This is a genomic window from Seinonella peptonophila, from assembly GCF_900129355.1.
GTDB classification, from domain to species: Bacteria; Bacillota; Bacilli; order Thermoactinomycetales; family Thermoactinomycetaceae; genus Seinonella; species Seinonella peptonophila.
In genome coordinates this window covers 150,686-175,612 of the sequence record NZ_FQVL01000002.1, presented here as the reverse complement: position 1 = coordinate 175,612, position 24,927 = coordinate 150,686, and the positions used below count along the sequence as shown (strand labels likewise).

26 protein-coding genes are annotated in these 24,927 nt (G+C 39.4%); 16 read left to right on the top strand and 10 right to left on the bottom strand.

Going from position 1 to position 24,927, the window contains the following annotated elements:
• The first annotated feature begins 33 nt into the window (after window positions 1–33).
• The 4 genes from BUB71_RS05200 to BUB71_RS05185 are packed head-to-tail and all read left to right on the top strand — an operon-like array spanning window position 34 to window position 2,935.
• Window positions 34–1,149 carry a GspE/PulE family protein gene (locus tag BUB71_RS05200; RefSeq protein ID WP_479692010.1) on the top strand — a complete coding sequence of 372 codons (1,116 nt, stop codon included), beginning with the start codon at window positions 34–36 and terminating at the stop codon, window positions 1,147–1,149.
• Window positions 1,136–2,161 carry a type II secretion system F family protein gene (locus tag BUB71_RS05195; RefSeq protein ID WP_073153360.1) on the top strand — a complete coding sequence of 342 codons (1,026 nt, stop codon included), beginning with the start codon at window positions 1,136–1,138 and terminating at the stop codon, window positions 2,159–2,161. Before BUB71_RS05200 ends, BUB71_RS05195 begins: the two co-directional genes overlap by 14 nt.
• Window positions 2,162–2,174: 13 nt before the next feature.
• Window positions 2,175–2,504: a competence type IV pilus major pilin ComGC gene (locus BUB71_RS20175; protein WP_073153357.1), complete on the top strand. Its 330-nt coding sequence runs from the start codon at window positions 2,175–2,177 to the stop codon at window positions 2,502–2,504.
• On the top strand, window positions 2,501–2,935 hold the full coding sequence (locus BUB71_RS05185; protein WP_073153354.1) for a pilus assembly FimT family protein: 435 nt from the start codon (window positions 2,501–2,503) through the stop codon (window positions 2,933–2,935). Before BUB71_RS20175 ends, BUB71_RS05185 begins: the two co-directional genes overlap by 4 nt.
• Before the next feature lie 316 nt (window positions 2,936–3,251).
• Here BUB71_RS05185 and BUB71_RS19425 read toward each other — a convergent pair whose 3' ends face one another.
• Window positions 3,252–3,425 carry a hypothetical protein gene (locus BUB71_RS19425; RefSeq protein ID WP_175552288.1) on the bottom strand — a complete coding sequence of 58 codons (174 nt, stop codon included), beginning with the start codon at window positions 3,423–3,425 and terminating at the stop codon, window positions 3,252–3,254.
• Window positions 3,426–3,735: 310 nt separating this feature from the next.
• Here BUB71_RS19425 and BUB71_RS19420 point away from each other — a divergent pair, with 310 nt between their 5' ends.
• From BUB71_RS19420 to BUB71_RS05170, 4 genes are all read left to right on the top strand, one after another.
• Complete coding sequence (locus BUB71_RS19420; protein WP_175552287.1) at window positions 3,736–3,906, top strand: hypothetical protein; 171 nt, start codon at window positions 3,736–3,738, stop codon at window positions 3,904–3,906.
• Between the two features lie 607 nt (window positions 3,907–4,513).
• Complete coding sequence (locus BUB71_RS05180) at window positions 4,514–4,870, top strand: type II secretion system protein (RefSeq protein WP_073153351.1); 357 nt, start codon at window positions 4,514–4,516, stop codon at window positions 4,868–4,870.
• Window positions 4,867–5,328, top strand: coding sequence for a competence type IV pilus minor pilin ComGF (locus BUB71_RS05175; protein ID WP_139278988.1), 462 nt, complete (start codon window positions 4,867–4,869; stop codon window positions 5,326–5,328). Before BUB71_RS05180 ends, BUB71_RS05175 begins: the two co-directional genes overlap by 4 nt.
• Before the next feature lies 1 nt (window position 5,329).
• On the top strand, window positions 5,330–5,716 hold the full coding sequence (locus BUB71_RS05170) for a hypothetical protein (RefSeq protein ID WP_073153345.1): 387 nt from the start codon (window positions 5,330–5,332) through the stop codon (window positions 5,714–5,716).
• Between the two features lie 323 nt (window positions 5,717–6,039).
• Here the strand turns inward: BUB71_RS05170 and BUB71_RS05165 are convergent, their stop codons facing one another.
• The 5 genes from BUB71_RS05165 to BUB71_RS05145 all read right to left on the bottom strand — a co-directional run bounded on the left by BUB71_RS05165 (window position 6,040) and on the right by BUB71_RS05145 (window position 11,294).
• A complete protein-coding gene (locus BUB71_RS05165; protein WP_073154083.1) occupies window positions 6,040–6,780 on the bottom strand; it encodes an amino acid ABC transporter ATP-binding protein in 741 nt (246 codons plus the stop codon).
• Window positions 6,781–6,784: 4 nt separating this feature from the next.
• A complete protein-coding gene (locus BUB71_RS05160; protein WP_422785133.1) occupies window positions 6,785–7,480 on the bottom strand; it encodes an amino acid ABC transporter permease in 696 nt (231 codons plus the stop codon).
• Window positions 7,481–7,532: 52 nt separating this feature from the next.
• Window positions 7,533–8,360 (bottom strand): substrate-binding periplasmic protein, encoded by an 828-nt coding sequence (locus tag BUB71_RS05155; protein ID WP_084731130.1) that lies wholly within the window; start codon window positions 8,358–8,360, stop codon window positions 7,533–7,535.
• A gap of 26 nt (window positions 8,361–8,386) precedes the next feature.
• Window positions 8,387–9,661: a histidinol dehydrogenase gene (gene hisD / locus BUB71_RS05150; protein WP_084731128.1), complete on the bottom strand. Its 1,275-nt coding sequence runs from the start codon at window positions 9,659–9,661 to the stop codon at window positions 8,387–8,389.
• A 223-nt stretch (window positions 9,662–9,884) separates the two neighbouring features.
• On the bottom strand, window positions 9,885–11,294 hold the full coding sequence (locus tag BUB71_RS05145; protein ID WP_073153339.1) for a sigma-54 interaction domain-containing protein: 1,410 nt from the start codon (window positions 11,292–11,294) through the stop codon (window positions 9,885–9,887).
• Window positions 11,295–11,599: 305 nt separating this feature from the next.
• Here BUB71_RS05145 and BUB71_RS05140 point away from each other — a divergent pair, with 305 nt between their 5' ends.
• From BUB71_RS05140 to ispG, 3 genes are all read left to right on the top strand, one after another.
• A complete protein-coding gene (locus BUB71_RS05140) occupies window positions 11,600–12,142 on the top strand; it encodes a shikimate kinase (RefSeq protein WP_073154080.1) in 543 nt (180 codons plus the stop codon).
• A 16-nt stretch (window positions 12,143–12,158) separates the two neighbouring features.
• On the top strand, window positions 12,159–12,356 hold the full coding sequence (locus tag BUB71_RS05135; RefSeq protein ID WP_073153336.1) for a YqzE family protein: 198 nt from the start codon (window positions 12,159–12,161) through the stop codon (window positions 12,354–12,356).
• Window positions 12,357–12,810: 454 nt separating this feature from the next.
• A complete protein-coding gene (gene ispG / locus BUB71_RS05130; RefSeq protein ID WP_073153333.1) occupies window positions 12,811–13,908 on the top strand; it encodes a flavodoxin-dependent (E)-4-hydroxy-3-methylbut-2-enyl-diphosphate synthase in 1,098 nt (365 codons plus the stop codon).
• Window positions 13,909–14,230: 322 nt separating this feature from the next.
• On the opposite strand, the gene speE is transcribed toward ispG, so the two are convergent.
• Window positions 14,231–15,076, bottom strand: coding sequence for a polyamine aminopropyltransferase (speE, locus tag BUB71_RS05125; RefSeq protein ID WP_084731209.1), 846 nt, complete (start codon window positions 15,074–15,076; stop codon window positions 14,231–14,233).
• 37 nt (window positions 15,077–15,113) lie between these two features.
• Window positions 15,114–16,574, bottom strand: coding sequence for an aminotransferase class I/II-fold pyridoxal phosphate-dependent enzyme (locus BUB71_RS05120; protein ID WP_073153326.1), 1,461 nt, complete (start codon window positions 16,572–16,574; stop codon window positions 15,114–15,116).
• Window positions 16,575–16,958: 384 nt separating this feature from the next.
• On the opposite strand from BUB71_RS05120, the gene BUB71_RS05115 reads away from it, so the two are divergent.
• From BUB71_RS05115 to speD, 3 genes are all read left to right on the top strand, one after another.
• Window positions 16,959–17,705 carry a gamma-glutamyl-gamma-aminobutyrate hydrolase family protein gene (locus BUB71_RS05115; protein ID WP_073153323.1) on the top strand — a complete coding sequence of 249 codons (747 nt, stop codon included), beginning with the start codon at window positions 16,959–16,961 and terminating at the stop codon, window positions 17,703–17,705.
• 252 nt (window positions 17,706–17,957) lie between these two features.
• On the top strand, window positions 17,958–19,304 hold the full coding sequence (locus BUB71_RS05110; RefSeq protein ID WP_073153320.1) for a diaminobutyrate--2-oxoglutarate transaminase: 1,347 nt from the start codon (window positions 17,958–17,960) through the stop codon (window positions 19,302–19,304).
• Window positions 19,305–19,481: 177 nt separating this feature from the next.
• On the top strand, window positions 19,482–19,868 hold the full coding sequence (gene speD / locus BUB71_RS05105; protein ID WP_073153316.1) for an adenosylmethionine decarboxylase: 387 nt from the start codon (window positions 19,482–19,484) through the stop codon (window positions 19,866–19,868).
• Window positions 19,869–20,305: 437 nt separating this feature from the next.
• Here speD and BUB71_RS05100 read toward each other — a convergent pair whose 3' ends face one another.
• Together BUB71_RS05100 and BUB71_RS05095 are read right to left on the bottom strand one after the other, a co-directional pair.
• On the bottom strand, window positions 20,306–21,328 hold the full coding sequence (locus BUB71_RS05100) for a cytochrome d ubiquinol oxidase subunit II (protein WP_073153313.1): 1,023 nt from the start codon (window positions 21,326–21,328) through the stop codon (window positions 20,306–20,308).
• Window positions 21,325–22,680: a cytochrome ubiquinol oxidase subunit I gene (locus BUB71_RS05095; RefSeq protein WP_073153310.1), complete on the bottom strand. Its 1,356-nt coding sequence runs from the start codon at window positions 22,678–22,680 to the stop codon at window positions 21,325–21,327. The genes BUB71_RS05100 and BUB71_RS05095 overlap by 4 nt, the downstream gene beginning before the upstream one ends.
• Before the next feature lie 265 nt (window positions 22,681–22,945).
• Here BUB71_RS05095 and BUB71_RS05090 point away from each other — a divergent pair, with 265 nt between their 5' ends.
• The gene (locus tag BUB71_RS05090; RefSeq protein WP_084731122.1) at window positions 22,946–23,854 is read left to right on the top strand and encodes a VanW family protein; all 909 of its coding nucleotides are present in this window, start codon (window positions 22,946–22,948) and stop codon (window positions 23,852–23,854) included.
• 92 nt (window positions 23,855–23,946) lie between these two features.
• Window positions 23,947–24,924, top strand: coding sequence for a G5 and 3D domain-containing protein (locus BUB71_RS05085; protein ID WP_073153306.1), 978 nt, complete (start codon window positions 23,947–23,949; stop codon window positions 24,922–24,924).
• The last annotated feature ends 3 nt before the right edge of the window (window positions 24,925–24,927 follow it).

Here is a 24,927-nt window from a genome sequence, read left to right as displayed (position 1 = left end):
TAAAATATTGACATCATTTAGGAGGGAGGGCTTATTACGACAAATACCAGTCATTCAACCCAGATCGATATTACAAGCTATATTACGAAGATGATCAATCAAGCAATTGAAAAAAGGGCGAGTGATATCCATGTAGAGCCGAGGCCTTCAGGTTTATGGATTCGTCAACGAATTGATGGATTACTGGTTGTACATGATCAAATCCAGGCACAACAAGCGCCCGCATTTATTTCAAGATTAAAAATAATGGCTAATTTAGATATAGGAGAAAAACGATTACCACAGGATGGCACACTTTCAGTTTCACGTTTGGAAGGTACTGTCGATCTTCGTGTTTCAACATTGCCTACCATTCATGGGGAAAAGGTAGTTCTTCGACTGTTTCGTAATCAGATGGAAGCGCTCTCTCTTACGAATTTGGGCATGGACAAGCATCAACTTCAGTCAGTAGAAAGGTTTCTTCGCTGTAGTCATGGACTCTTAATTACGACAGGTCCGACAGGTTCAGGTAAGACGACAACACTCTATGCTCTTCTTTCGCAGCTAAATCAACCAGCACGAAATATCATTACATTAGAAGACCCGATTGAACGGCGGATTTCAGGTTTTAATCAAGTAGCCATCCGTCCAAAAACAGGACTCACTTTTGCCAAAGGATTACGAGCCGCTCTGCGACAAGATCCTGATGTGATCATGGTTGGGGAGATTCGTGATCGTGAGACGGCAGAGATTGCGATTGGTGCTGCTCTAACCGGTCATCTGGTTCTGAGTTCTTTGCATACTGCTGATAGTGCTTCAGTTGTTACGAGGCTGCTTGATATGCAAGTCGAGCATTACCGTGTCGCCGCAGCTTTGATCGGTGTGATTGCACAACGATTGATGCGTTTGCAATGCACCTATTGTATCGGAAAGGGTTGTAAACATTGTGACAAAACGGGTTATTTACACAGAATCGGTATCTTTGAAGTAATGTCAGTGAATGAAGAGTTGGAGCGGATGATTGTCCAAGATTACTCTGTTCGTTCGTTACGCCAATATTTGCGAAATAACAAGATTGATTCACTGAAAGAAGTGGCAATGAGGAATGTCAGGAAAGGCTTAACGACACAAGAAGAGTTTTTACGGGTGATGAGTGATGTGGAGAGTTAAGAAGCAGCTATCAGCAGAATTGTTAGCACGGTTGAGTGAACAAATGATGCATTTGTTGCAAAATGATATACCATTACTGGAGAGTATCGAGTTATTAGTAGAGCAAAAGTTTATTCCCGAAAAGATCGGTAGGGGCTTGATTGAACAGATTGAAGCTGGGAATACCTTATCAGCAGCACTTGAGCAGCTGGATTTCCCAGCACTGTATCTTTCGTTGATTCGAATTGCAGAGGAGTCAGGTGGGCTTGCTGCAGGGTTTTCACGCTGTTACCAGTTTTATCATCAGAAAGATCAATTTAGACAAGAAGTGATTCAAGCAAGTATTTATCCATTAATTGTTCTCGGTTGTATCTGTTTAGCTCTCCTTTTTATGGTAACAGTCATCTTACCTCGTTTTACAGAACTATATCAATCGTTGGGAATTTCACTCCCGCCTCTGACGCGTTGGATTGTTTCGATGTCATCAGCAGTAGACCAAATGATCTATTTATTTATCTTAATATTCCTAATTATCATCCTCGTATTTTCTAAGCAAACGGTGAAACTCGAACGTTTTTTCCTGCATATTCCAGGGATTCGTTCCCTTTACCGTTATCGGTTTACGCATTATTTTGCACTTCAGCTAGGCTCTTTGCTACAATCTGGTGTTCCTCTATTACAGTCTTTAGAGCTAATCGCTAAGCTGTCACCTTGGATTGAAGTGACCAGAGCAGTTCAGAAAGTAAAAGAATGTTTAGTAAAAGGGGATTCCCTTCAACTAGCACTTGAGAATTGTAAACAAGGTATTTTTGAGACTTTTTTACCTCGTTTAACAGCTATTGGAGAACGGACAGGTCGCTTGGAGGAGATTTTGTTACACGTTGCAAACACAATGGAGCGTTTGATCCGTTTACGGTTACAGAAATATGTAAAAGGGATGGAACCATTGTTTATTCTCCTATTAGGTGTTGTCATTTTGGTCGTGGTCGTTTCGCTTTTTTTACCGATGTTACAACTCGTACAGGCTATTTGATCGGGGGAGAACAATGAAAAGACGATTTGATGAACAAGGATTTACCTTAATCGAAATGCTGATTGTCCTATTTATAATCGGGATTATCATTGCAATTGCTTTACCAAATCTGAAAACGGCCGGAGAGCGGGCGCGGGATAAAGCTGACTTGGCAAATCGTAGGATGATTGGGGCACAAGCGGACAATTATTATTTAGAGTATGGGACTTATCCCGCAAGTGTGGATGAGTTAGTGAAAAAAGGGTATCTACGTAAAGTTCCGCCTTGCCCAGGTGGAAAGGGAAAGTATGTGATCAATCGTTCAGAAAAGGTTTCCAGTGATCAACGGGTGATGTGTAGATGAATCACGAGTATCAGAGCGGATGGACATTGATTGAATTGATTGGAACTTTAAGCATGATCACGATCCTGATCGCTCTATTGTTTCCTTCCTTAATACCAGTTGGTCATCATTTGGAGCAACAAATGTATAGTTCACTCATTGTGGATGAATTACTCTATGCACAAATACAGGCATTAAGTAGTCAAGAGAACATTCGTGTAATGATCCAAAATGATCACCTGACCATTGCAAGAGAAGAATTTCAATTACGTCAACTCCAATTTCCGGCACACTTACATCTCAAAACAAATTTCCCGCAGCAACAATTAACATACCAGGAACAAGGACACACAAAAGGAGGAACGATCTATCTCTATCGTGGAAGTAACTGTATCGCTGAAATACGAATCCAAGTAGCTTCTGGAACACCAAAGGTGATAAGCAACGATTGAAAGAGGTTATTTATCCAGAATACACGAGGCTAAGGGATGATAAACCGAACCTGAACGGAACTTAGAATTGAAGCCATGCATCCAGCTATTGAAGTAGTAATTAATCAGATGTGATTTGAAAGGTGAGGGGTTCTGGTGATTCCATTAGGAAGTTATATTTAGTTTTTTTATAAAGAAAAAGGTGTTTCTTTTTGAATACAATAACGAAAAACCTACATACATCTTCATAATAGATATATACAAGAGGGGCTAAAATCAATACATGCGACCTATTCATAAAATTCTATACGTCTATTTGCGAAGATGATATTATTTTTTATAGTGCTTCACAAGATATTCCAATCGCAACAAGGCGATGGGCCCATTTTTGGGTGCGACAGAAACGAAGGGAGGATGCATGTCCATCATCAGTAATGACGAGCCAAAACAGGAGCCGCCGGAACTTCCAAATCCCAAATGGATCAGGTGCGGTGTCTGTGGCTATGTGCATAATCCGCCACCTTGCTCCTAATGCTGTGTTCTGAGTATTCGAGGGGACGCCTTTTCGGTGTCCCCTCCGCCCATTATTTAAAAAGGCATAGTATTTGGCATCTTGAAAAACCCGAAATTAGGGGATGATTAGCTCAAAGTTTATAATGATGATCGTAAGGTTACAGTGAGTTAATGTTGAATGAAAATTAAAAGTGATTAATTTAATGCAATTATGTGATTTAATGTAGATGACAACGATATGTCCATGTTAGTGAAGCCCGATAGACCTAAGTGGACACAACAAAGCCACCCGTTACCTGGAGGAAAGTGTGCGTATCACCGGATATGTTCTGATTGCTATCACCATGGGTGTCTGGATGGAAATTGTACATGTACTCATTGCGAAAAACTGTCCGACCCCAATCATCCTGATTCTGGTCGTACCCACAATCCTACTTGGGCTCGGCTGTTTCCTCGTCGGCGGGTACGATAGGAAGTAGCGCGGGATCTGCAACGCAGACAGAGAAGCCCGTGTCATACCTACTCGTACGTAAGAGTATGGGAGGCACGGTTCTTCTGCGTGTAATTAAATATGACCTCGGGAGACGTCATTCAACAGTCGTGTTTTATGTCCGATCCATTAAATTTATCCCGCAAGTGTGAATTTTGTATGAATAATCCGAGTCGATATATTTTGCTATCTGATTTTCCTCGATTTTCCTTATGTTTTTTGGTAAAATACTTCCAATTCCTCTCCTTAGCATTACGTTCTATATGATACGAAATCACCTTTTTTGGGAGTGTTTTTAGAGAATGATCTGTCTATTAATTTAATGGAATATTCTGTCACTTATATAGGCTCTCTACATTGCCACTAAATAGCACGTTCGATTATTTCTATTGGATTGCCATTAGTCTTGTAACCATAGGAATGACTCACAACTTGAGAATATTCCTCCATCCATCTCCAATTTTGATTAGTGGACATTGCGGATTGTACTTTCATCACAAGAGAATTTATATTTTCATTTTGAAGTTTGTTGGTTTGCAAAATTGGACCTCAGTGTCCAATTTTATCTCGTAAGGAGTACCAAAGGTGGTGTTTCAATGAATCAAGAAGGTTATACATTAGTCGAAGTGCTAGTTGCTTTTTTTGTATTAGGGATTCTTGTCAGCTTTTCGCTTCCGATACTGAGCCATGTCAAGCAAGTAACACATGAACAATCGCTGAATAAGGAAGCTGTTTTTTTATTACAAGAATATATTGAGCGACTTCGTTCTGCTTGCCCTCGACAAAACAAAGAACTTCAATTTGATCGTATAAAAAATCATACTCACTATCGTATTTTATGGAATTGTGTACAAAGAGAAGCACGACTATGGGAATGGAAGGTGGAAATCATCTGGAATCAGATTAATGGAGGGCAGCAAAAACAAATTTTGATCGGGAATTGGTTTCAATGATGAAAGAAGGAAATCAAGGTTTTACCTATCTTGAGTTTGTGTTATCAATCGGACTGACCACGCTGTTAATCCCTATTTTATTTATGCTATTGTTTATTTTTTGTAAGGAAGCACAACAAGAATCAATCACACAGCGGCAACAAATGCAGGGTGATCGATTTCGTATGCAAATACAACAAGAGATTCCATTTGGAAGTTTATTTTCATCCGCTAGAAATGAGTGTCAATTTATGAATGACCAAGGTATTTTCGTGCGGTATATGCTAAAAAAGGACCAATTGATTCGTCAAGTGTACCAAAACTCAAGTGGTTGGAGAGGACATATGGTAATGTTACCAACGATTCAAAAGCTATCCCTTCGATGTGATGATCAAGAATTTCGGCTAAAAGTAACGCTAGTTGGTTTGAAAGAACCGCTCTCGATCTTGTTACAGACAGATTCAAAAAGGGATGATTAGTATGCATCAAAATCAAACCGGTTATGTTTTACCATTTGTAATGATTATATGTACACTTCTTTCTTTTTGTTGTTACCTTGCACTGTCTCAAACGATTCGCTTTCGTCAATCATCAATATTACAAACTGAGTTTGCTACTGTCCGTTACGCAGCAGAGTCAGGAATCTATATCATGCAATCACAGCTTCTAAAGAATCATGCTGTGAAAAGACTTGTTATGCAACAGAATGGAAAACAAATTATCGCCCAGGTCATGAATGGTACTCATTCATTAATGATTTATTCACATGCGTTAGGAAAATGGCGAGTCCAGTATACTATACAGGGGGAGCTTGACCCCCAAACACTTCGATTAAAACGATGGATCAAACAAAAATCCCCTAGATAGGGGATGGCAAATTGTAGACAAAGTAATCAAGTTCTCTTTTTCTAGAGTCATGGTTACGCATTTCGCCTCCAGTTCAGGCTACAAAGGTGTATTCAAGGCGCCACGAATGCTCGCTCTGGGCGGTATCAACTCGGCTATGCCTCAGACAGTACTACCGCCTATTCTTCGCTACACAGTCGCGGCTTTGTAGCGCCTGAAAGTCGGCTACATTGCGAACCATTTCCTCATGGGAATGATACATCTACTTTGTCTAATTCGCTTTCTCAACTTAGGGTTTTTCGTCAGTCTGAAATCCCCAGATAGGGGATGGATAGGGAATTCGCCTAATGCTTTAATCTTTGCAGAAATGTTTTCGTTCGATCATGCTGAGGGTTACGGAATAGTTGGTCAGGGCTACCTGATTCAATAATCAATCCATCGTCCATAAAGATAACTCGATCCCCTACTTCTTGTGCAAAGCTCATCTCATGGGTGACCAGGACCATTGTCATTCCTTCTTCAGCTAGTTCACGAATAACATTGAGAACTTCACCCACTAATTCAGGATCAAGCGCGGAAGTTGCTTCGTCAAAAAGCATTGCTTCAGGCTCCATTGCCAAAGACCGAGCAATGGCAATCCGTTGCTGCTGTCCGCCCGAGAGCTGGCTTGGGTAGTGATTCATCCGATCAGCCAATCCAACTTTTTCAAGGTATCGTGTTGCGATTTGTCGGGCTTCTGTGGTTGACTTCTGCCTTACCTTGGTCAACGCTGCCATCACATTTTCAAGTGCAGTCATTGTTGGAAAGAGATTAAAACGTTGAAAGACCATGCCAATATTGGTTCGAAGTTTTGCGACATGATTTTCATTATATTTTTTGCCAGGTTCGACAAAATACTCACCGTTAATCTTTACCGTACCGGCGGTAGGTAGTTCTAAGTAGTTTAAACATCGAAGTAATGTTGATTTACCCGAACCAGAGGGGCCGATGATCACGACCTTTTCTCCTTTTTCAATCGTAAGCGTGATCCCTTTCAATATTTCATTCTGACCAAATGATTTATGTAGTTTTTCAACTTCAATCATTGGATTAGACATGGCGATTTAACCTCCTTTCAAGAATACGCACTCCTTGACCAAGCGGAATACTTAAAATGAGATAAGCGAGAGCCGCTAATGTATAAGACTCAATGGTTAAGAAAGTTTGTGAAGCATATGATTGTGTTGTTAAAATAATTTCTTGTAGCGTAATAAATGCTACTAGAGATGTATCTTTGATCATCATAATAAAGTAGTTAGCAAGAGTTGGTAAACTGATACGAAAAGACTGGGGAATGACAATATTCCACATGGCTTGGCGATTGGTATATCCTAGAGCAAGAGCTGCTTCCGTTTGGCCTTTATCGATCGCAGCAATCGAGGAACGGATCACTTCGGACATATAACAGCCATAGTTGATACCTAAACCTATTACCCCAGCGGTAAAAGCGCTGATTGTGAGTTGGTAGTCAGGAATCCAAATTCGCATGATCAATTTTATCAGCTCGGGTAAAACGTAATATACATACAACAGTTGAACAAGCAATGGTGTCCCACGGACGATTTCAAGAAATACAATGAGTATGCGATCTAAAAATCGGCTTTGAGATAATCTACCCAGTGCGATTAACATCGCAATAACCAAAGCTAGTGCAAACCCAGCTAGTGTGAGCGAGGCGACGACACCAAGAGCTTTGAGCAATTGAGGGGTCAATTCTTGAAAAGCGGTTGGAAAGTGTAAATTCAAATCAATCACCTCGAAAGAAGATCAGGAACCTAAATTAGGTTCCTGTAAGCATCTATTTTTTTCCAGCGACAAAATTCTGTTCGTTTAGACCGTATTTTTTCAATACTTTTAGGATGAAGCCTTCTTTCTTCAACTTTGCTAATTCATCGTTCACCGCATTTAATAGCTCTTTATCATCTTTACGCACGGCGGCAGCGATGTTCCCACTGAAATAAGGTGTATATGGAGAGACCAATTTTAATGTCAATGAAGGATCTTTACGAATGCTATAGACCGAAGTAGCACTATCTGTAATACATGCATCGATTTTATTTGTATTTACTGAGAGCAAAAGCTCAGCTTGTGAATTATAAATTTTAACATCTTTTACTTTTCCTTCCTTTTGTAGTTTTTGCGCGTACTCAAGGAAGGTAGTTCCTTTTTGTCCACCAACAACTTTTCCTTTTAGATCTTCAATTCCTTTGATTGGTGAATCTTTCCGAACAATGAGTGCATCGCCTTCTTTATACCAAATATCGGTAAATTGAGCGATCCGTTCCCGTTCTGGTTTTACATACATAGCATCAGCAACGATATCGACGTTTTTATTGTTTAGTTCAACTAATAGGTTTTCAAATTTAACTTCTTTCATTTCCACTCTTTTGATCCCTAAGCGTTTCGCAATTTCAGTAATGATTTCAGCATCGATTCCAGTAAATTTCTTGGTATCCTTATCGATATAAGCAAATGGTGTATCGTTTGAAGAAGCGACGACCAGTACGCCTTTCTTTTTCGCTTGTTCTAAGGTGTTCGCAGCCTTTTCTGTTCCACCAGTGCTACAACCAATGAGAATCGAGAAAGCAAGTAAAATGGTTAATAGGGCAGGGAGAATTTTTTTCATGATTACTGCTCCTTTTCATTTTTATGTTACTGATCAAGATTTCCAGTTAAACGGATGTTAGCTGAACGTAAGTGACCAATTAATCCTTCTCGCTTTGATTGGCGTACACTGTGAGGAGCCAATCTTTCGATTCCTGCTTGTTCAATCCATTGGTATGTGACTACTTTTAGGAATGTCCCCACCCAAACACCACCTGTATACTTTGCGGCTTCCTGTGTGGGGAGAATATGGTTTGTACCACATACTTTATCAGCATAAACAACTGACGCATTCTCGCCTAAAAATAATGAGCCATAGTTGGTAAATTGAGCTAGAGCTTCATAAGCATCTTTAATTTGGACATGTAAATGCTCAGGTGCTAAATCATTTGTTACTTGAATGGCTTCTTCCAAGGTCTCTGTCACAATTACCTGACCTCTTCTTTCCCAAGAAGCTCTCGCAACTTCTGCTGTAGGAAGCGTTTTCAATTGATGTTCTATCTCATTCATTACTGCATGGGCTACATCAGCACTTGTTGTAACTAGGATCGCTCGTGCATCAACATCATGTTCAGCCTGAGCTAATAAATCTGTTGCAACAAACTGAGGCTTTGCTTCTTCATCAGCAACAACCAAGACCTCACTTGGCCCAGCTAATAAATCGATTCCTACATCACCTTGCACTTGTTTTTTCGCTTCTGTTACAAATCGATTTCCTGGTCCAGCGATTTTGTTTACAGGCTGAATACTCTCTGTTCCATAGGCAAGTGCTGCGATAGCTTGCGCACCACCAACAGCAAAAATCTCATCTGCTCCGGAAAGATGTGCAGCATATAAAACAGCAGGGTGAACATGACCTTCTTTTGTTGGTGGCGTACAGACGCGAATTTGAGATACACCGGCAACTTTTGCAGGAATAATTGACATTTGTGCAGATGAGAGCAAGGGATATCGTCCACCTGGAACATATGAACCAACCGCTTCGATCGGAATCACACGTTGTCCAAGATGAACACCAGGAATCATTTCTTGTTCAAATTCGGTTAATCGTTCTTTTTGTGCAACTGCAAATGCCCGAATTCTTTCGATAGAAAACTGAATATCGTCGATCAAGGTTTGCGGTAACTGTTTACCGGCTGTTTGAATCTCGTCTTCAGTAACTTTTGTTTGTTGCAAAGTGACTCCGTCAAATTTTTGGGCAAATTGTAGGAGTGCAGCATCTCCTTTTTGACGGACTTGGTCAATAATAGAGGCGACCGTCTGTTCTAACTCCGATTTAGAGGATTTTGAGACGTTCATCTCTTTTTTTAAGTATTGAACCAATATGAATACCCCCTTTGATTCGATAGAAAGGTCGATGTGAGCGAAATACCGAAGTTGACAGTCTACCTATATCTTTAGCAAGTATCGTGCCAAAAATAATGGGGATATTCATTTATTAAATAAAACCTGCTAATCATTAGTAAAAAGAAGAAAAATAGATAGCAAATGTATAGTGATATGATTCAAAAATGACTCATTTCTCATTCATATTTGCATCGATGAGTCAAATTTGATTCGAGATACCATATTTGAGACATTTGCGGCTAATCGAACTTTGGCTTGTTTGAAGTAATGCAGCCACTTTTCTGGTGGACTTATATTTTTGGATATAGGTTTTAATAATTTTCTTTTCGACGGATTCCAATACTTCCCTTAGATTTAATCCATCTTCTTCCATCAATTGGTCAAGTTCTAGTGTCTTTTCATTTTGCTCAGGTAGGCTGATATCGGATGAATTTAGCGTAATTAAATTTCCTTCTGAAGTAACAGCTAGACGCTCAATTGTATTTTGCAGTTCGCGGACATTACCTGGCCAGTGATAGGTTAAAAGGTATTCCATTGCATTTGATGAAAGTACCTTATTCATTTCATATTGTTGATTGACTTGTGATAACAGCGTATAGATTAATTCAATCAAATCATCTCGACGATCACGAAGCGAAGGAATGCGAATAGGGACAACAGATAGACGGTAGTAGAGGTCTTGGCGAAATTGCTTTTGTTGTACCATCCTTTCAAGATCACGATTCGTTGCAGCGATAATCCTGACATCAACTGTTTTACGTTCACGACCACCAATTCTTAGAAAGGATTTATCTTGAATCACTTGTAGTATTTTGGTCTGTAATTCAAGAGGTAATTCACCAATTTCATCCAGAAAAAGCGTTCCTAAATGAGCAGATTCCAGTAAACCTTGTTGCCCAGCCCGCAGGGCACCAGTAAAAGAGCCTGGCTCATAACCAAATAGCTCTGATTCAAATAGATTAGGTGGAATAGCACCACAATTAATTTCTACAAAAGCATGTTTATGACGACGGCTATTTTGATGAATCCATCGAGCAATTTCTGTTTTTCCTACACCAGATTCACCGAGTAAGAGTACGGTGGAGTCCACTTTAGCGATTCGTTCTAACATCTGGAAAACTTTTTTCATGGCAATGCTTTTTACCACCAGTTTTCCATAAGTCTTCTTCTCATAGCGTAATTTTTCTAATTCAAAATGAGAATGATCAATCATTTCTTCTAGATTTCGGATCTGTGCCTGAAGTGAAACAATATCTGTAATGTCAAGAGAGTTAGAAATAACGCGGATCAGATTTCCTGATTCATCGAAAACCGGTGTTGAAGTAACATGCAATTTGATTCCGGTTGAGGTTGACTGAATCATTGTTACTTGTTTCTTTTCTTTTAATACTTTGAGAGTCGACGAAGGGTTAAAAAGACCTTGCTCGACTAATTCTGTGACATGTTTTCCAACCATATCTGTTTCATGAAGCCCATAATGCTTTTGGCAAACAGGATTTACTCTAACACAGTAACCTTCTCCATCTGTTACAAAAATCTCATCATGAGAAAGTTGAAAAATCATATCTAACTCTTTCATCTGCTCTTTTAGTTGCTTTAATTCATCCATCACCCCGCCTCCTTTTTTATATTATATCAAATATAAAAAAGTCAGGTGATAATAAGGGTGATTTGTCTTTGGTTTTATCCTATTTATCGGATGTATATTTAAAATATTATTTTTATATCATTGTATTTTTAAAGAATTTGAAGTGGGCCCGAGATGGCATGAGCGTTAAAGAATTTGTTGACAATTATTGAAACGATTTACTGTCTCTTTTAGAATGAACAATAAGTATGAGAGCGAATGTGTTATTTTGAACAGAAGAAACATTTTTGTAGTGTAAAATGGAAAATCGATCTGAGGTAAAATTGATGAGTGATAGGAAACACTTGATTTTGGTTGGAATGATGGGGACAGGGAAGTCTACAATTGGTCGGCAAATTGCAAAGCAATTGCATCTTCCCTTTGTAGATATGGATGAGGAATTAGAGAAAATGTTTCAACTAACGGTTGCTGAATATTTTGAACGATTTGGTGAACAAGCATTTCGAGATGCAGAAACGGATTTATTAAAGCGGCTTCTTCATGAGCCGACCAAAGTGATCTCAACAGGCGGCGGAGTTGTATTGCGACGAGAGAATCGACAATTAATGGAAAAGTACGGATTGATCATTGGGCTTTCCGCTTCTCCTGAAGTACTTTATCAGAGGTTAAAACAGGATCGTAGTCGTCCGTTGCTGCAAGGAAGCCTTAAAAAACGATTGGTTCAGCTAAATGCTGAAAGAAAGAAATACTACACATGCGCCGAGCTACAGATTGATACAGGTTTATATGATATGGCCACGATCATTCAGCAAATAACCGATCATTGGAATAAAGGTTTGTATGGAACATCAAACTCCCGGTCAAGATAGAAAAGAGGTGGGAGTTATGAATTTCAAAGATTGGATTAGCTATATCATGCATCGGTTTGCTAATTATATTGAAACACCAAGGGTTGAACGAAAGGAGCTAAAACTTCAACGAAAAGAAAAATGGTCACATCGTTGGTTTGGATTAGTTCCATTTTCTATGAAAATGTATGTGAATAAACAACGTCATCGGATTAACAAAAAGATTAGAAGATGAGTATGACTTATTTCAGGCTGATGAAAACCCAATTGATGAAAAGAAGAGGTTCATACAATTGGATAGAAGAAGAAATCGTGGAGTCAATATTTCGCTACGGGCGGAAAAATGCTCCTTCACCCGCATTTTACTAGGCGCTATAAAGCCGCGTCTGTGATGCGAATAATAGGCGGTAGTACTGTCTGAGGTAAAGTCGAGTTGATACCGCCCTGAGCGAGCAGACGAGGCGCCTAGAAGACATCAACGCATCCTGAAATGGAGGCGAAGCGTGAAATATCGACGGAACCTTTACTTTGTCTACAAGCTGAGATGAGTATGACTCATCTTTTTTCTGTTTTTTTGCTGTGGGTATTGGAGGATCGTGTTATACTTTGAGTTGATAGAGTTCATCTTGTAGATAGAGAAAAATTGAACATGATGAGCATCTGATTCTTACGAAGGGGCGAATGATTGCATGTTTCATCGTACGGAAACAAGACCCGTCAAAGTAGGCAATGTTCAGATTGGTGGAAATGACCAAATTGTCATTCAAAGTATGACAACAACCAAAACGCATGATGTGGAAGCTACAGTAGCTGAGATTAACCGATTAGCAGAGGCTGGATGCCAAATCGTTCGAGTCGCTTGTCCGGATATGCGAGCAGCTGAAGCAATTCCTAACATTAAAAAACAGATTTCGATCCCGCTCGTCGCTGACATTCATTTTGATTACAAGTTAGCATTAAAAGCGATTGAGGGTGGTATTGATAAAATACGAATCAACCCTGGTAATATAGGTAGACGTGAGAAAGTCGAGGCGGTTGTACGAGCAGCGAAAGAGCGTGAGATACCGATTCGAATTGGTGTGAATGCTGGATCACTTGAAAAAAGAATTTTAGACAAGTATGGGTATCCAACAGCGGATGGTATGGTGGAAAGTGCGCTCTATCATATTGGCATTCTAGAAGATCTTGATTTTCACGACATTATTGTTTCACTCAAAGCATCAGATGTCCGCTTAGCGATTGAAGCTTATACAAAAGCAGCAGCAGCATTTCGCTATCCACTTCATTTAGGCATTACTGAATCAGGAACCCTATTTTCAGGTACTGTTAAGAGTGCAGCAGGTTTAGGAGCGATTGTTTCACAAGGGATTGGTTCTACACTGCGTGTATCGTTGAGTGCTGATCCAGTTGAAGAAGTGAAAGTTGCTCGAGAATTGCTCAAGTCATTTGGACTAGCAGCAAACGCAGCTACATTGATTTCATGTCCAACTTGTGGACGAATTGAAATCGATTTGATTAGCATTGCGAACGAAGTAGAAGAGTATATTTCTAAGATACAAGCTCCTATTAAAGTATCTGTACTCGGTTGTGCAGTAAATGGACCTGGGGAAGCGAAGGAAGCTGATATCGGTATTGCAGGAGCAAGAGGAGAAGGACTACTCTTCCGTCACGGTAAGATCATTCGGAAAATACCAGAAAAAGAGATGGTTGCCGAACTGAAAAAAGAAATTGATAAACTTGCAGAAGAACATAAGCGTAAACAAGAATCGCAACCGGTTACAAAATAAACAAAACATAACATAACATTGTGACTACAAACTAAGACCACTCATAATCGAGTGATCTTAGGCTGAAGAAAAACCTATATTCTGGTTAAATCAAATAAAAACAAAGCTTGTTAAAAGGAGGAGATGGTTTGCAATGTAGCCAACTTTCAAGCGCTACAAAGCTGCAACTATGAAGCGAAGAATAGGCGGTAGTACTGTCTGAGGCATTGCCGAGTTGATATCGCCCTGAGCGAGTAGTTGCGGCGTCTTGAATACATCTGTGTAGCTTGAACTGGGGGCGAAATGCAAATCTTGACTCCTAGATACAAGTTGAGACCACTCACTATCGAGTGGTCTTTTTACTGGTGAGCTGCTCGACAAAACGAGGTAGCTGAAAAAGGGCATGGTATAACTTTGGATGATAGTAACGTGTGTCAGTTAAAGTAGGCAATTCGTCCGTTTGCTTCTTGAGAGGGTCATATTTTTTAGAACCAAGCGTAAACGTCCATGAACCACTCGGATAAGTTGGCACATGACCAAGATAAAGCCGTGTCACTGGAAAAAGATGATCCATACGCTGAAAGACATCATGAATTAATTGTTGATTTACCCAAGGGGATTCAGTCTGTGCAACGACTAACCCATCTTCGGTCAATGCCTCAGCGACTGATTGGTAAAACGGTGATTCAAATAGCTTCTCGCCAGGGCCGACAGGTTCTGTTGAATCAATAATAATCACATCAAATTGATCTTTATGTAGACGTACATAATCGATACCATCACCGATCTGTATCGTCACCTTGGGATCTTGAAAACCCACTGCGATTTGCGGGAAAAAACGTTTAGCTGCTTCTACTACTGCTCCATCGATCTCAGCTAATACCGCCCTTTCTACAGTAGGATAACGCAATACTTCACGAATAACTCCACCATCGCCTCCGCCAACTACCAAGACTTGCTTAGGATTGGGATGAGTACTCATAGCAATATGGGTTAATAACTCATGATAGGCAAATTCATCTTGATCAGTTGTCATGACCATACCATCGAGTACCATCATTCTGCCAAATTGTTCTGTTTCAAAGATATCTAGTTGTTGATAGGGTGTTTTTTCAGAATAAAGTGTTTTGGTTACACGACAGCTCCATTGTAATGCTGGTGTTTGACGTTCTGTAAACCATAGTTCCATACTCATTATTCTAGGCTCCTATTTTTTGATGATTTAACTAATAGATAACGCGAATTGTTGTAACTTCTGGATCTAATGTTCCTTGAACAGGAAGACCTGCTTCCAAATTTTCTTTTATATAAAGTATATGTTCTCGGGTAATTCGTTCCCCAGGAAGTAAGATTGGAATACCTGGTGGATAAATCGTGATGGATTCTGCACTCACATAATGGATTGATTGTTCAAGTGGAAGTGAGCGTACCTGAGTGTGATAAAATGCTTCACGAGGGCTCATCACCAATTCAGGTAAATCAGGAATCGTAATATGTTGGACTCTGTTTTGACTTTGTTGATAAAAGTGACTTGATAAGTCGCGTAAAGCAAATAAGAGCTGATTAATAGATTCTTGATCATCACCAATTGAAATAATACATAAAATATTATGAAGATCACTTAATTCTACTTCAATCCTATGTTTTTGACGTAACCAAATTTCAGCCTCGTGACCAGTGATCTCCATTTGCTCTAGATGAATAATCAATTTTGTAGGATCAACTTGATGAACGGAATGATATTCATATAGTTGCTCATCTGGACAATAAAGCCCAGGGATCTGATTAATCTCATCCCTCGCGTACTTTGCTAGTTGAAGTGTTTGGTCAATCGATTGTCGACCATAAAGGGCTAGATATCTTCGCTGTGTATCTAATGATGCTAATAATAAATAGGAAGTTGATGTAGTGGTCATCATGTTAAAAATCGATTGGACATGTTGAGGATTGACACGCGTTTGTTTGAGATTGAGTAATGAGCTTTGTGTTAATGATCCACCCAGTTTATGCAAACTAGTTGCTGCAAGGTCAGCGCCTGCTTCCATTGCAGATATAGGTAGATCTTTGTGAAATGAGAAAAGCGCGCCATGTGCCTCATCAACCAAGACTGGTATATGATATTGTTGCGCCATCTTTACTACTTCTACAATGTTGCAAACGACTCCATAGTAAGTGGGATGGATTAATAAGATAGCCTTTGCATCTGGGTGTTGCTTTAGCGTCTGTTCCACTTGTTCAGTTGTAATATTATGTGAAATCAATAATTCTTTATCAATTTCAGCTTGGATAAATATGGGGATGGCATCGGCTAATATCAGCGCAGAAAGCACAGATTTATGAATATTCCTTGGAACAATGATTTTATCACCAGGTTTACAAATGGATAATATCATTGTCATAATCGCTGTACTCGTTCCTTGTACAGAGAAAAAAGTGTGATCCGCATGAAATAAATGTGCTGCTAACTCTTGAGCCTCTTGTATTGTAGCTTGTGGGTGATGTAAATCATCTAGTGGTGAAATATTGATCAAATCGATTTGGAAAGCGGCGGAACCAATAAATGCTCGGAATTCGGGATCAACACCCTTCCCTTTTTTATGACCTGGAATATGAAATGGTACGGGTTGTTTTTTTGCATGATTGAGTAAGGTAGTAAAAAGAGGTGTATTTGCTTGTTGATTAGACATGAGATAGCCCCTTTATCAGTGTCTAGCTAGTACTAATCTTTACTTTAGCTCTTTGGAATATGAACGGTTTAAAAAATATAGTTAAATAATTAATCATTAGTTTAACATGATTTTTTAATAAAATTGAACAAAAAATCATATTTAATTGTAAAAGTTGGTCGATTTAATAGTCTGAACATTCGATTAAATAATGACAAGACACAATACTTAGGAAAATTCGCTTTGCATTTCAATGATCTCCAAAATAATAACATAAAATAATTCAAAATGAAGAGTCTTTTATGTGAAAAATAGAGGTCAAATATTGATATGCATATCGTTACTTTTATGAAAATTGATTATAATATTTATGTGATTAGGAATTGAAATGAAGGAGAGAACGGAATGAGTCGACCGATTATTGGTATTACAGTTTCTGTTGAGGTAAATCAGAAAGTTGGCATGACAGAGCAAAAAGTCCTTTTTGTCAGTCAGGAGCATGCAGATGGTGTGATCCAAGCGGAAGGGGTTCCACTTTATTTTCCATTTACAACTGATCCAAAATTAATTCAGGAGTATGTGGAACAAGTAGATGGCTTAATTCTGACTGGAGGATGGGATATTGATCCTCAATTATACGGCGAAGACCCCCTGCCTAATCTAGGTGATATCTCACCAGAGCGAGATCGAGCAGAAATGGCGTTGACAAAAGCATTTTTACAAGCTGGGAAACCCATTTTGGGTATTTGTCGCGGCCATCAATTATTAGGTGTTGCTTTAGGCTGCACACTCTATCAAGATATTGGTTCACAGTTACCAACAGCAAATGAACATTTCCCAAAAATTCCTCGCAATCATGAAATGCACGCCATTCAGATTGAGGAGGATTCCAAGCTATACCAAATTCTTGGACAAAAACAAATAGGTGTAAATAGTATGCATCATCAAGCGATCCGAGACTATCCATCAGATATTTCTATTGTGGCTCGAGCGCGAGATGGTGTGATCGAAGCATTTGAAAGCAAGCAATATCATAATGTACTGGGTGTACAATGGCATCCAGAGTGTATGATAGAAGAAACGATTCATGCACAAAAAATTTTCCAATGGATTGTAGAAGAATCAAAAAAAGAGTTAGTAAAGCAACTATAGTTCACAGAATTCATAAGATAATGTACCAAAATAAGTTTATCTATAAATTAGACCACTTTATCAAAAGTGGTTTTTTTGGTGTTAATAAATGTAAATTTCCTCTCTTTTGGATATTTTATAAATATATAAGTTGATACATTTTTAAAATGATGGTAATCTTTTTCTAAATGAATTAATTTGCCTTAATTGGTTTTATTAGAAGTCATTTTTTGTCATTGTTTATCTTATACAAAATAGAGGTGAGCAAGGCAGATGAAATTAAGAGAAAATAGTGATTACCTTGCAAATCAAGAAAAGAGAGAGTCAAATACTCGTTACTATCCTCGACATATGCCGATTGTGCTAAAAGAAGGAAACGGAATAAAGATAAAAGATGTTAATGGAAATGAATATTATGACTGTTTATCGGGTGCCGGCACACTCGCTTTAGGTCATAATCATCCTGTGGTAGTAGAAGCGATTCAAAAAGTACTCGATTCAAAGCTTCCGCTACATACGCTTGATTTTGCTACCCCAGTCAAAGATGACTTTATTGAGGAATTATTTGCCCATCTACCTGATAGATTCCGCTCAAGAGCAAAAATCTTGTTCTGCGGTCCTACTGGTGCGGATGCTGTTGAAGCTGCTCTCAAATTAGTAAAAACAGCAACTGGAAGACGGAGTCTCTTTTCGTTTCATGGAGGTTATCATGGAATGACACAAGGGGCACTTTCCTTGACAGGGAATTTACATGCTAAGCAACGTGTTTCTACATCAATGAACGATGTTCATTTTTTGCCTTATCCGTATTCATATCGTTGTTTTTTTGGACAAGGTGGATTAGCAGGTGCACAAACAGGCATTCATTATATTCAGCAAGTATTATCTGATCCTGAAAGCGGCATTGTCCCACCTGCTGGCATGATCCTAGAGCTAGTACAAGGCGAGGGCGGAGCGATTCCTGCGCCTGTTGAATGGATTCGATCCATTCGCTCGCTTACAAGGCAGCATAAAATTCCACTTATTGTTGATGAAATCCAAACTGGATTAGGAAGAACAGGGAAGTTCTTTGCATTTGAACATGCAGATATTGAACCAGATGTCCTCCTTCTTTCAAAAGCAGTGGGTGGTTCACTACCATTATCTGTGGTTGTCTATCATGAATCTTTAGATGTATGGACTCCTGGGGCGCATGATGGAACATTTCGTGGTAATCAATTGGCAATGGCTACAGGAGCTGCAACCATGCGCTTTATTGAAGAAAATCATATCGTGGCACATACAGAGAAAATGGGTCAGAAACTTCAAAGGCAACTTATGGATGTGCAAAAGGCAACGCGATCAATAGGTGAGGTACGTGGTAGAGGCTTAATGATTGGTGTTGAGATCGTGGATCAACAGCAGGAACCAGATCAATTGGGAACTTATCCAGCGCATCCTAGGTTAGCTAGGCAAATCCAAAAAGAGTGTTTTAAACGAGGGCTTATTTTGGAGCTTGGAGGTAGGAATGAATGTGTGGCTCGTTTCTTGCCACCATTGATTGTTACTGATGATGAGATTGACCTGATTACAGATCGTTTTGGACAAGCAGTCATTGCAGCAGAAAATAGTTATTTTTAAGGGGCTTAAAGCGAATATACAAGCAAAATAAGACTATATTACAAACCATTGGAAGCGCTTGCAAATCGAGGTCTAATATTCACTGAAACGGGTGGGAATAAAAAATATTGACCTCCTCATAGTGAAAAAAGATCTAGATGTAGTTTGTACTATTTTTGCTAGGAAGGAGATCAAGAAATGGAGCATTTAACATTTGGTAAACATGTTGCTGTGGATGTTTGGGGCGTTTCTTTTGATCTTTTAAATGATCGAGAAGGTTTGGAGCAATATCTGATCAAAGCAGTAGAATTAAGCGGAGCAACTGTACTTTCGTCACAAAGTCAACAATTTCAACCACAAGGAGTCTCTGTGTTAGTCATGTTGTCAGAAAGTCATATTTCCATTCATACCTATCCTGAAAAAGGTTTTGCTGCACTAGACTGTTATACTTGTGGGCATCTAGTAAAACCAGAAACAGCGATACAGTATCTTTTGGAGCGACTACAGCCTTCTCAAGTACATTCTAAAATGCTTCAAAGAGGTACGGGGAGTATAGAAGTAATTGGAGAGACAGTCAATCGTTGATTGTACTTTAAACACTCAAATTGAGGCCTTTTGCATTCTTTCTGAAAGATTCTCCCATATGTCCAGCTTGCTAAGTTGGGGTGAATTTCAGCTAGGTGAAAGCCTAGAGGGCCCGTTATTATAATATTTAAAGTTTTTATGTTTTATATCTCCCTGATTAACCATAAATGTTTCGTTATTGTCAATAAATTAGAATATAATGTTGAGAGAAGAGATCATTTTATCTTAGAGATAATCCCGAAGGGAGCAACATGACCTGTCGAGCAACATGCTCTGGCTGTGGAACGAGTGCTCCGGTTACAGAGCTGGAACGGGTCGGTAATAGCTATTACCACCCTTGGTGTAAGCCAACAAGAACAGGCCCATGATCGGTTTTACTAACACCCTTGCTGAGCAGTGCATGGCAAGGGTGTTAGCCGATTCTGTATAGATGAACTTTATTTACCTTCTTTGCCACCTTTCACATATTCCGCATTAAAGAGGAACAGGCGTAGCAATAAAACTATTGCGGGTACAAGTAAGAACAGACCAGCAATAAAGGCGGCAACTAATGCCCATCCCATTGAAGTGTGTGTTAATGCGTCCCGGATGTGTATATAAGGGTAGAGGAGATAGGGAAGATGTGAGATTCCATATCCAAAGAAAGCAAAAGCAAATTGAAACATCACAAGTAAAAAAGCGATACCAAATTTTTTTTGCTTCCAAATAAGATAGAGCGATCCAAGAAAACAGACCAAGGAAGCGGCAAACATCCACGCATAGTCTAGTGCTCGGGCAAAATGTGTTGGATTATGCATAGATAAGCCCCAGAAGACTAGTAAACTGGCAAGGATCGTCGGCATACTCCAAGCTAGTGCATAGGTGCGCAACTGCTGACGAGCTGGAAAATCATGAGCCCGATCTGCATAATAGGTAAGGAAACTTGCGCTGATATATAAAATACTTACAATCGCTAAAAAAACAACACTCCAGGAATACAGGCTACCAAAGAGTCGATCAGGATGAAAGAGGACTGTTCCTGCTTCTTTCGTGATAAATCCACCTTCGGATATTGTTAAACCTGTTGATAGTGATGCAGGGATAAAAAGTCCTGTCATCCCGTATAGAAACATATATATTTTATTTTTACGAACACCGTAGTTGGCAAAGGCATAAAACGACCCACGAATTGTTAAAAGAATTAACGCGATTGAGCCAGGAATTAATAACGCAGTTCCATAATAGTAAGCTGTATCGGGAAAGAAGCCGATAAAACCAACTATGAAGAAAATCAGAAAAACATTGGTTACTTCCCAAACTGGTGAAAGGTAGCGTTCAATAATTCGATTTACAACATGCTCTTTTCTAGTCAACATACTGTAATAAGAAAAGAAGCCTGCTCCAAAATCAATTGAGGCTATAATGAGATAACCATAAGCAAATAGCCATAGAACGGTAATTCCAATATAAGCCAGATTCATGAGTTTACCACCTCCACGTCCGACTCCCACTTACGCTCGATCAGCTCTTTTTCAGGACCTTTCCCTTTAAAGAGTCGATAAAGAACAGTCGTACAGATCACAGCGAGCAAACAATAGAGAATCGTAAATAGGACGAAGATGAGTCCAACTTGATTAGAAGAGGTAGCTGCATGTTGTACCCGCATAATTCCCTGGATAATCCAAGGTTGTCTTCCTACTTCCGCTGTGATCCAACCAAGCTCGATTGCCACAAAACTAAGTGGACCAGCAAGCAGAATACCACGCATTAACCAAGGATGCCACTCGTTACCTCGTTTCCACCACCAAAGCAAGAGAAAGAGCGTGGCAATTGCGGCTAAGTAGAATCCAATCGTAACCTTCATGTCAAATGTATAGTGGATAAAAAGAGGTGGCCATTGATCTTTTGGTATATCTTGAAGCCCCGTTATTTTCCCTTCTGGTGAACCTAAGCCTAAAATACTGAGTCCATATGGAATTTTGAAGCTATATTTAACCTCATGTGTATCCTTGTCTAAAATTCCACCTACGATAAGCGGTGCTTCTTTCTTTGTTTCAAAATGCCATTCCATCGCAGCTAACTTGGCTGGTTGGTATTTAGCTAGAAATTTACCAGAGAAGTCGCCAGCGAGAATGGTTAATAAAGAGAGTGCGAATCCAGCAATCATGGTTAATTTTAATGCTTTCTTAAAATATTCATGATTGCGCCCTCGTAGAATGAAGTAGGCAGCAATGCTAGCCAGTAAAAAGCCTGAAGCTAAATAGGCTGATGAGACAACATGCGCTACTTTTGTTGGAGTAGCAGGGTTAAACATAGCAGCAATTGGGTCAATCGATGTAAATTTACCTGATGGTTTATCAATCGTAAAACCCGCAGGTGTATTCATAAAGGAATTTACCATTGTGATAAAAACTGCAGAAAAGGTAGAACCAATAATGATCGGAATGGAAGTAAGCCAGTGATAGATTGGCTTTTTAAAACGATCCCATGTATAAAGATATATTCCTAAAAAGATTGCTTCAAAGAAGAATGCAAAAGTCTCCATAAAAAGAGGCAAACTGATGACGTTACCTGCAAGCTGCATAAATTGAGGCCAGAGCAATGAGAGCATCACTCCGATACATGTACCCGTTACGACACCTACTGCCACTGTGATGACAAAACCCCGCGTCCAGCGGCGAGCCATTAAGAGGTAATGAGGGTCTTTCTTTAAGAGTCCCAGCCCTTCTGCAATGGAGATAAAAACAGGTACTCCGACACCTATCGTTGCAAAAATGATATGAAATGCAAGCGTTTCCGTTGTTAATAGGCGACTCCAAATTACTGAATCCATTAAGAGTCCCTCCTCTACTAGCAGTGATTATGATTAGCGTTGCCGAAAATTGATCTGTTCTAACCACTTTTTGGTGGTTTCACCTATAGTGTACTCGGGCCTCGATACTTTGTACAATGTTTCACGTACTATTATTTTTATTTTCATGAATTGCTTTGTTTTTCGCCTTATATTTGTTACAAATTGAACAAAAGATTGTCGTAATCATTTCTGATCTTATATCATCCCCAATCTTGGACAGACTATTGTTAGGAGGGAGATAATCATGAGAAGACACCGAATTCTACTAACAATGGTGATGATGATTAGTTTTTTATTGCTAAATTGGAAAGAGGCATCTGCTAACCACCCCCCGCAGACACTTGATTTGATCTTTCAGGATCAGCATTTTATTTTGCCTTTAAATAAGATTGGATTTGATGGGATAGATCCTACGACGATTGATCGCCAACGATTTTTTGAATGGATACAAGAGAATGTAGAACCAAAAATCAATCAATCAGCTCAATCTGCCTATTTTTTAGATGGGGAACTTCAACCCCATCAACTTGGAAGGAAAGTTGATCGAAAAAGGTTGGCAAATTGGCTAGATTTACCCCATTTTTATTTAGGTTCCCCTCAGTTATTACCTGTTATTGAATGGGAGCCAAAATTAACAACCGATCAATGTTTGCGTTTAAAGGAGAAAAAGATAGGAAGTTATACAACTAATTTTAATAAAAAAAATAAAAATCGCACTCATAACATATATTTATCTACAGAAGCAATAGATCACAAAATTCTTCTTCCAGGTGAGACATTTTCTTTTAATCGAGTAGTAGGGAAGCGTTCTAGAACGAGAGGGTATCGGCAAGCACGAGTGATTGTAAAAGGAGAGTATAGTGAGGGGATCGGTGGAGGGATTTGTCAGACTTCCTCTACTCTGTTTAACAGTGTGGATCAAGCAGGACTGCAAATTATAGAACGATATAGCCATAGTAAGCGAGTTACATACGTACCTAGGAAACGTGATGCAGCAGTATCATGGTATGGGCCTGATTTTTGTTTTCGTAATCAATTAAATGAACCCATCATTATTGTGACGAATATTTCAGATGGACAGTTAACAATTGAGCTATATGGCCCAGACTCAATTCAGACTAAACCTCGTTTTGTCCCTTCGCCCCCCTCATAGGGGAAGATATAGCGGACAATAATCTTGCCTATATTAATAGTGTTTTGTATAATAAGTCTTTGCTTATAGCTACATAATTGAGGAGGACTTGGATGAAGAATTACCTTCTGAGAGGTCTGTTGTTGGTGCTCCCGCTGTTGATTGTTGTGGGATGTTCCTCAGGAACTGCTAAGGAGCAAAAGCAAGATGGAAAATTGACAATTGTACAGAGTGACCAAGAGAAACCCCTAATCATTTCTCAACCAAAGGGTACGTTGGCCCAGATTTTACAGAAAAATGGTCAAAATGTAACGGTTTTGAAGAAGAAATATAAACCGAGTATTCCTTGGGATCAGGAAGTAAAAGCAGAAACTCCTGTTAAGCTTCAATGCAATTGTCAAGTGAACTTCGTTCTTAGTGGTAAAAAAGTCGGTACTTATCAAACGACCAAACAAACAGTTGGTGGCTTTCTGCAAGAAAAGAAAGTAAAACTCACCGCCTGGCATGAGTTATTAACACCTGTCAATCAAAGAATTACGGATGGAATGACAGTTACGGTGGACCAATATGAGCAGAAGGTGAAAAAAGAGATTTCAGAGTTGCCTTTTGAGAAAAAAGAAGAAAAGGATGATAACTTAGAAAAAGGCAAGAAAAAAGTAAAAACAAAAGGAAAAAAAGGAAAGAAAGTATTTGAAGTTGTTCTCAACTTAAAAAATGGTCAGCTTGTTTCAACAGGTGAAAAACGACTTGTTAAGCAAATTGAGCCAGAGCCCGAAGTGGTCTTATTGGGAACAAAAGAGAAAGAAAATGGCCCACCAGAAGGAGGGCAAACAATGACTGTCGAAGCGACCGCTTACACGCATACAGGGAACCCGACAGCTACAGGAGTTATGCCAAAACGAGGTACAATCGCTGTGGATACCAAAGTGATTCCCTTAGGGACTCGTTTATATATCCCAGGCTATGGTTACGGAGTTGCTCAGGATACAGGTGGAGCAATCAAGGGTCATATTATCGATCTTTTTATGGACTCCGAAGAAGAATGCCAATCATGGGGTAGGCGTACGGTGAAAATTAAAATTTTAGATTAACCT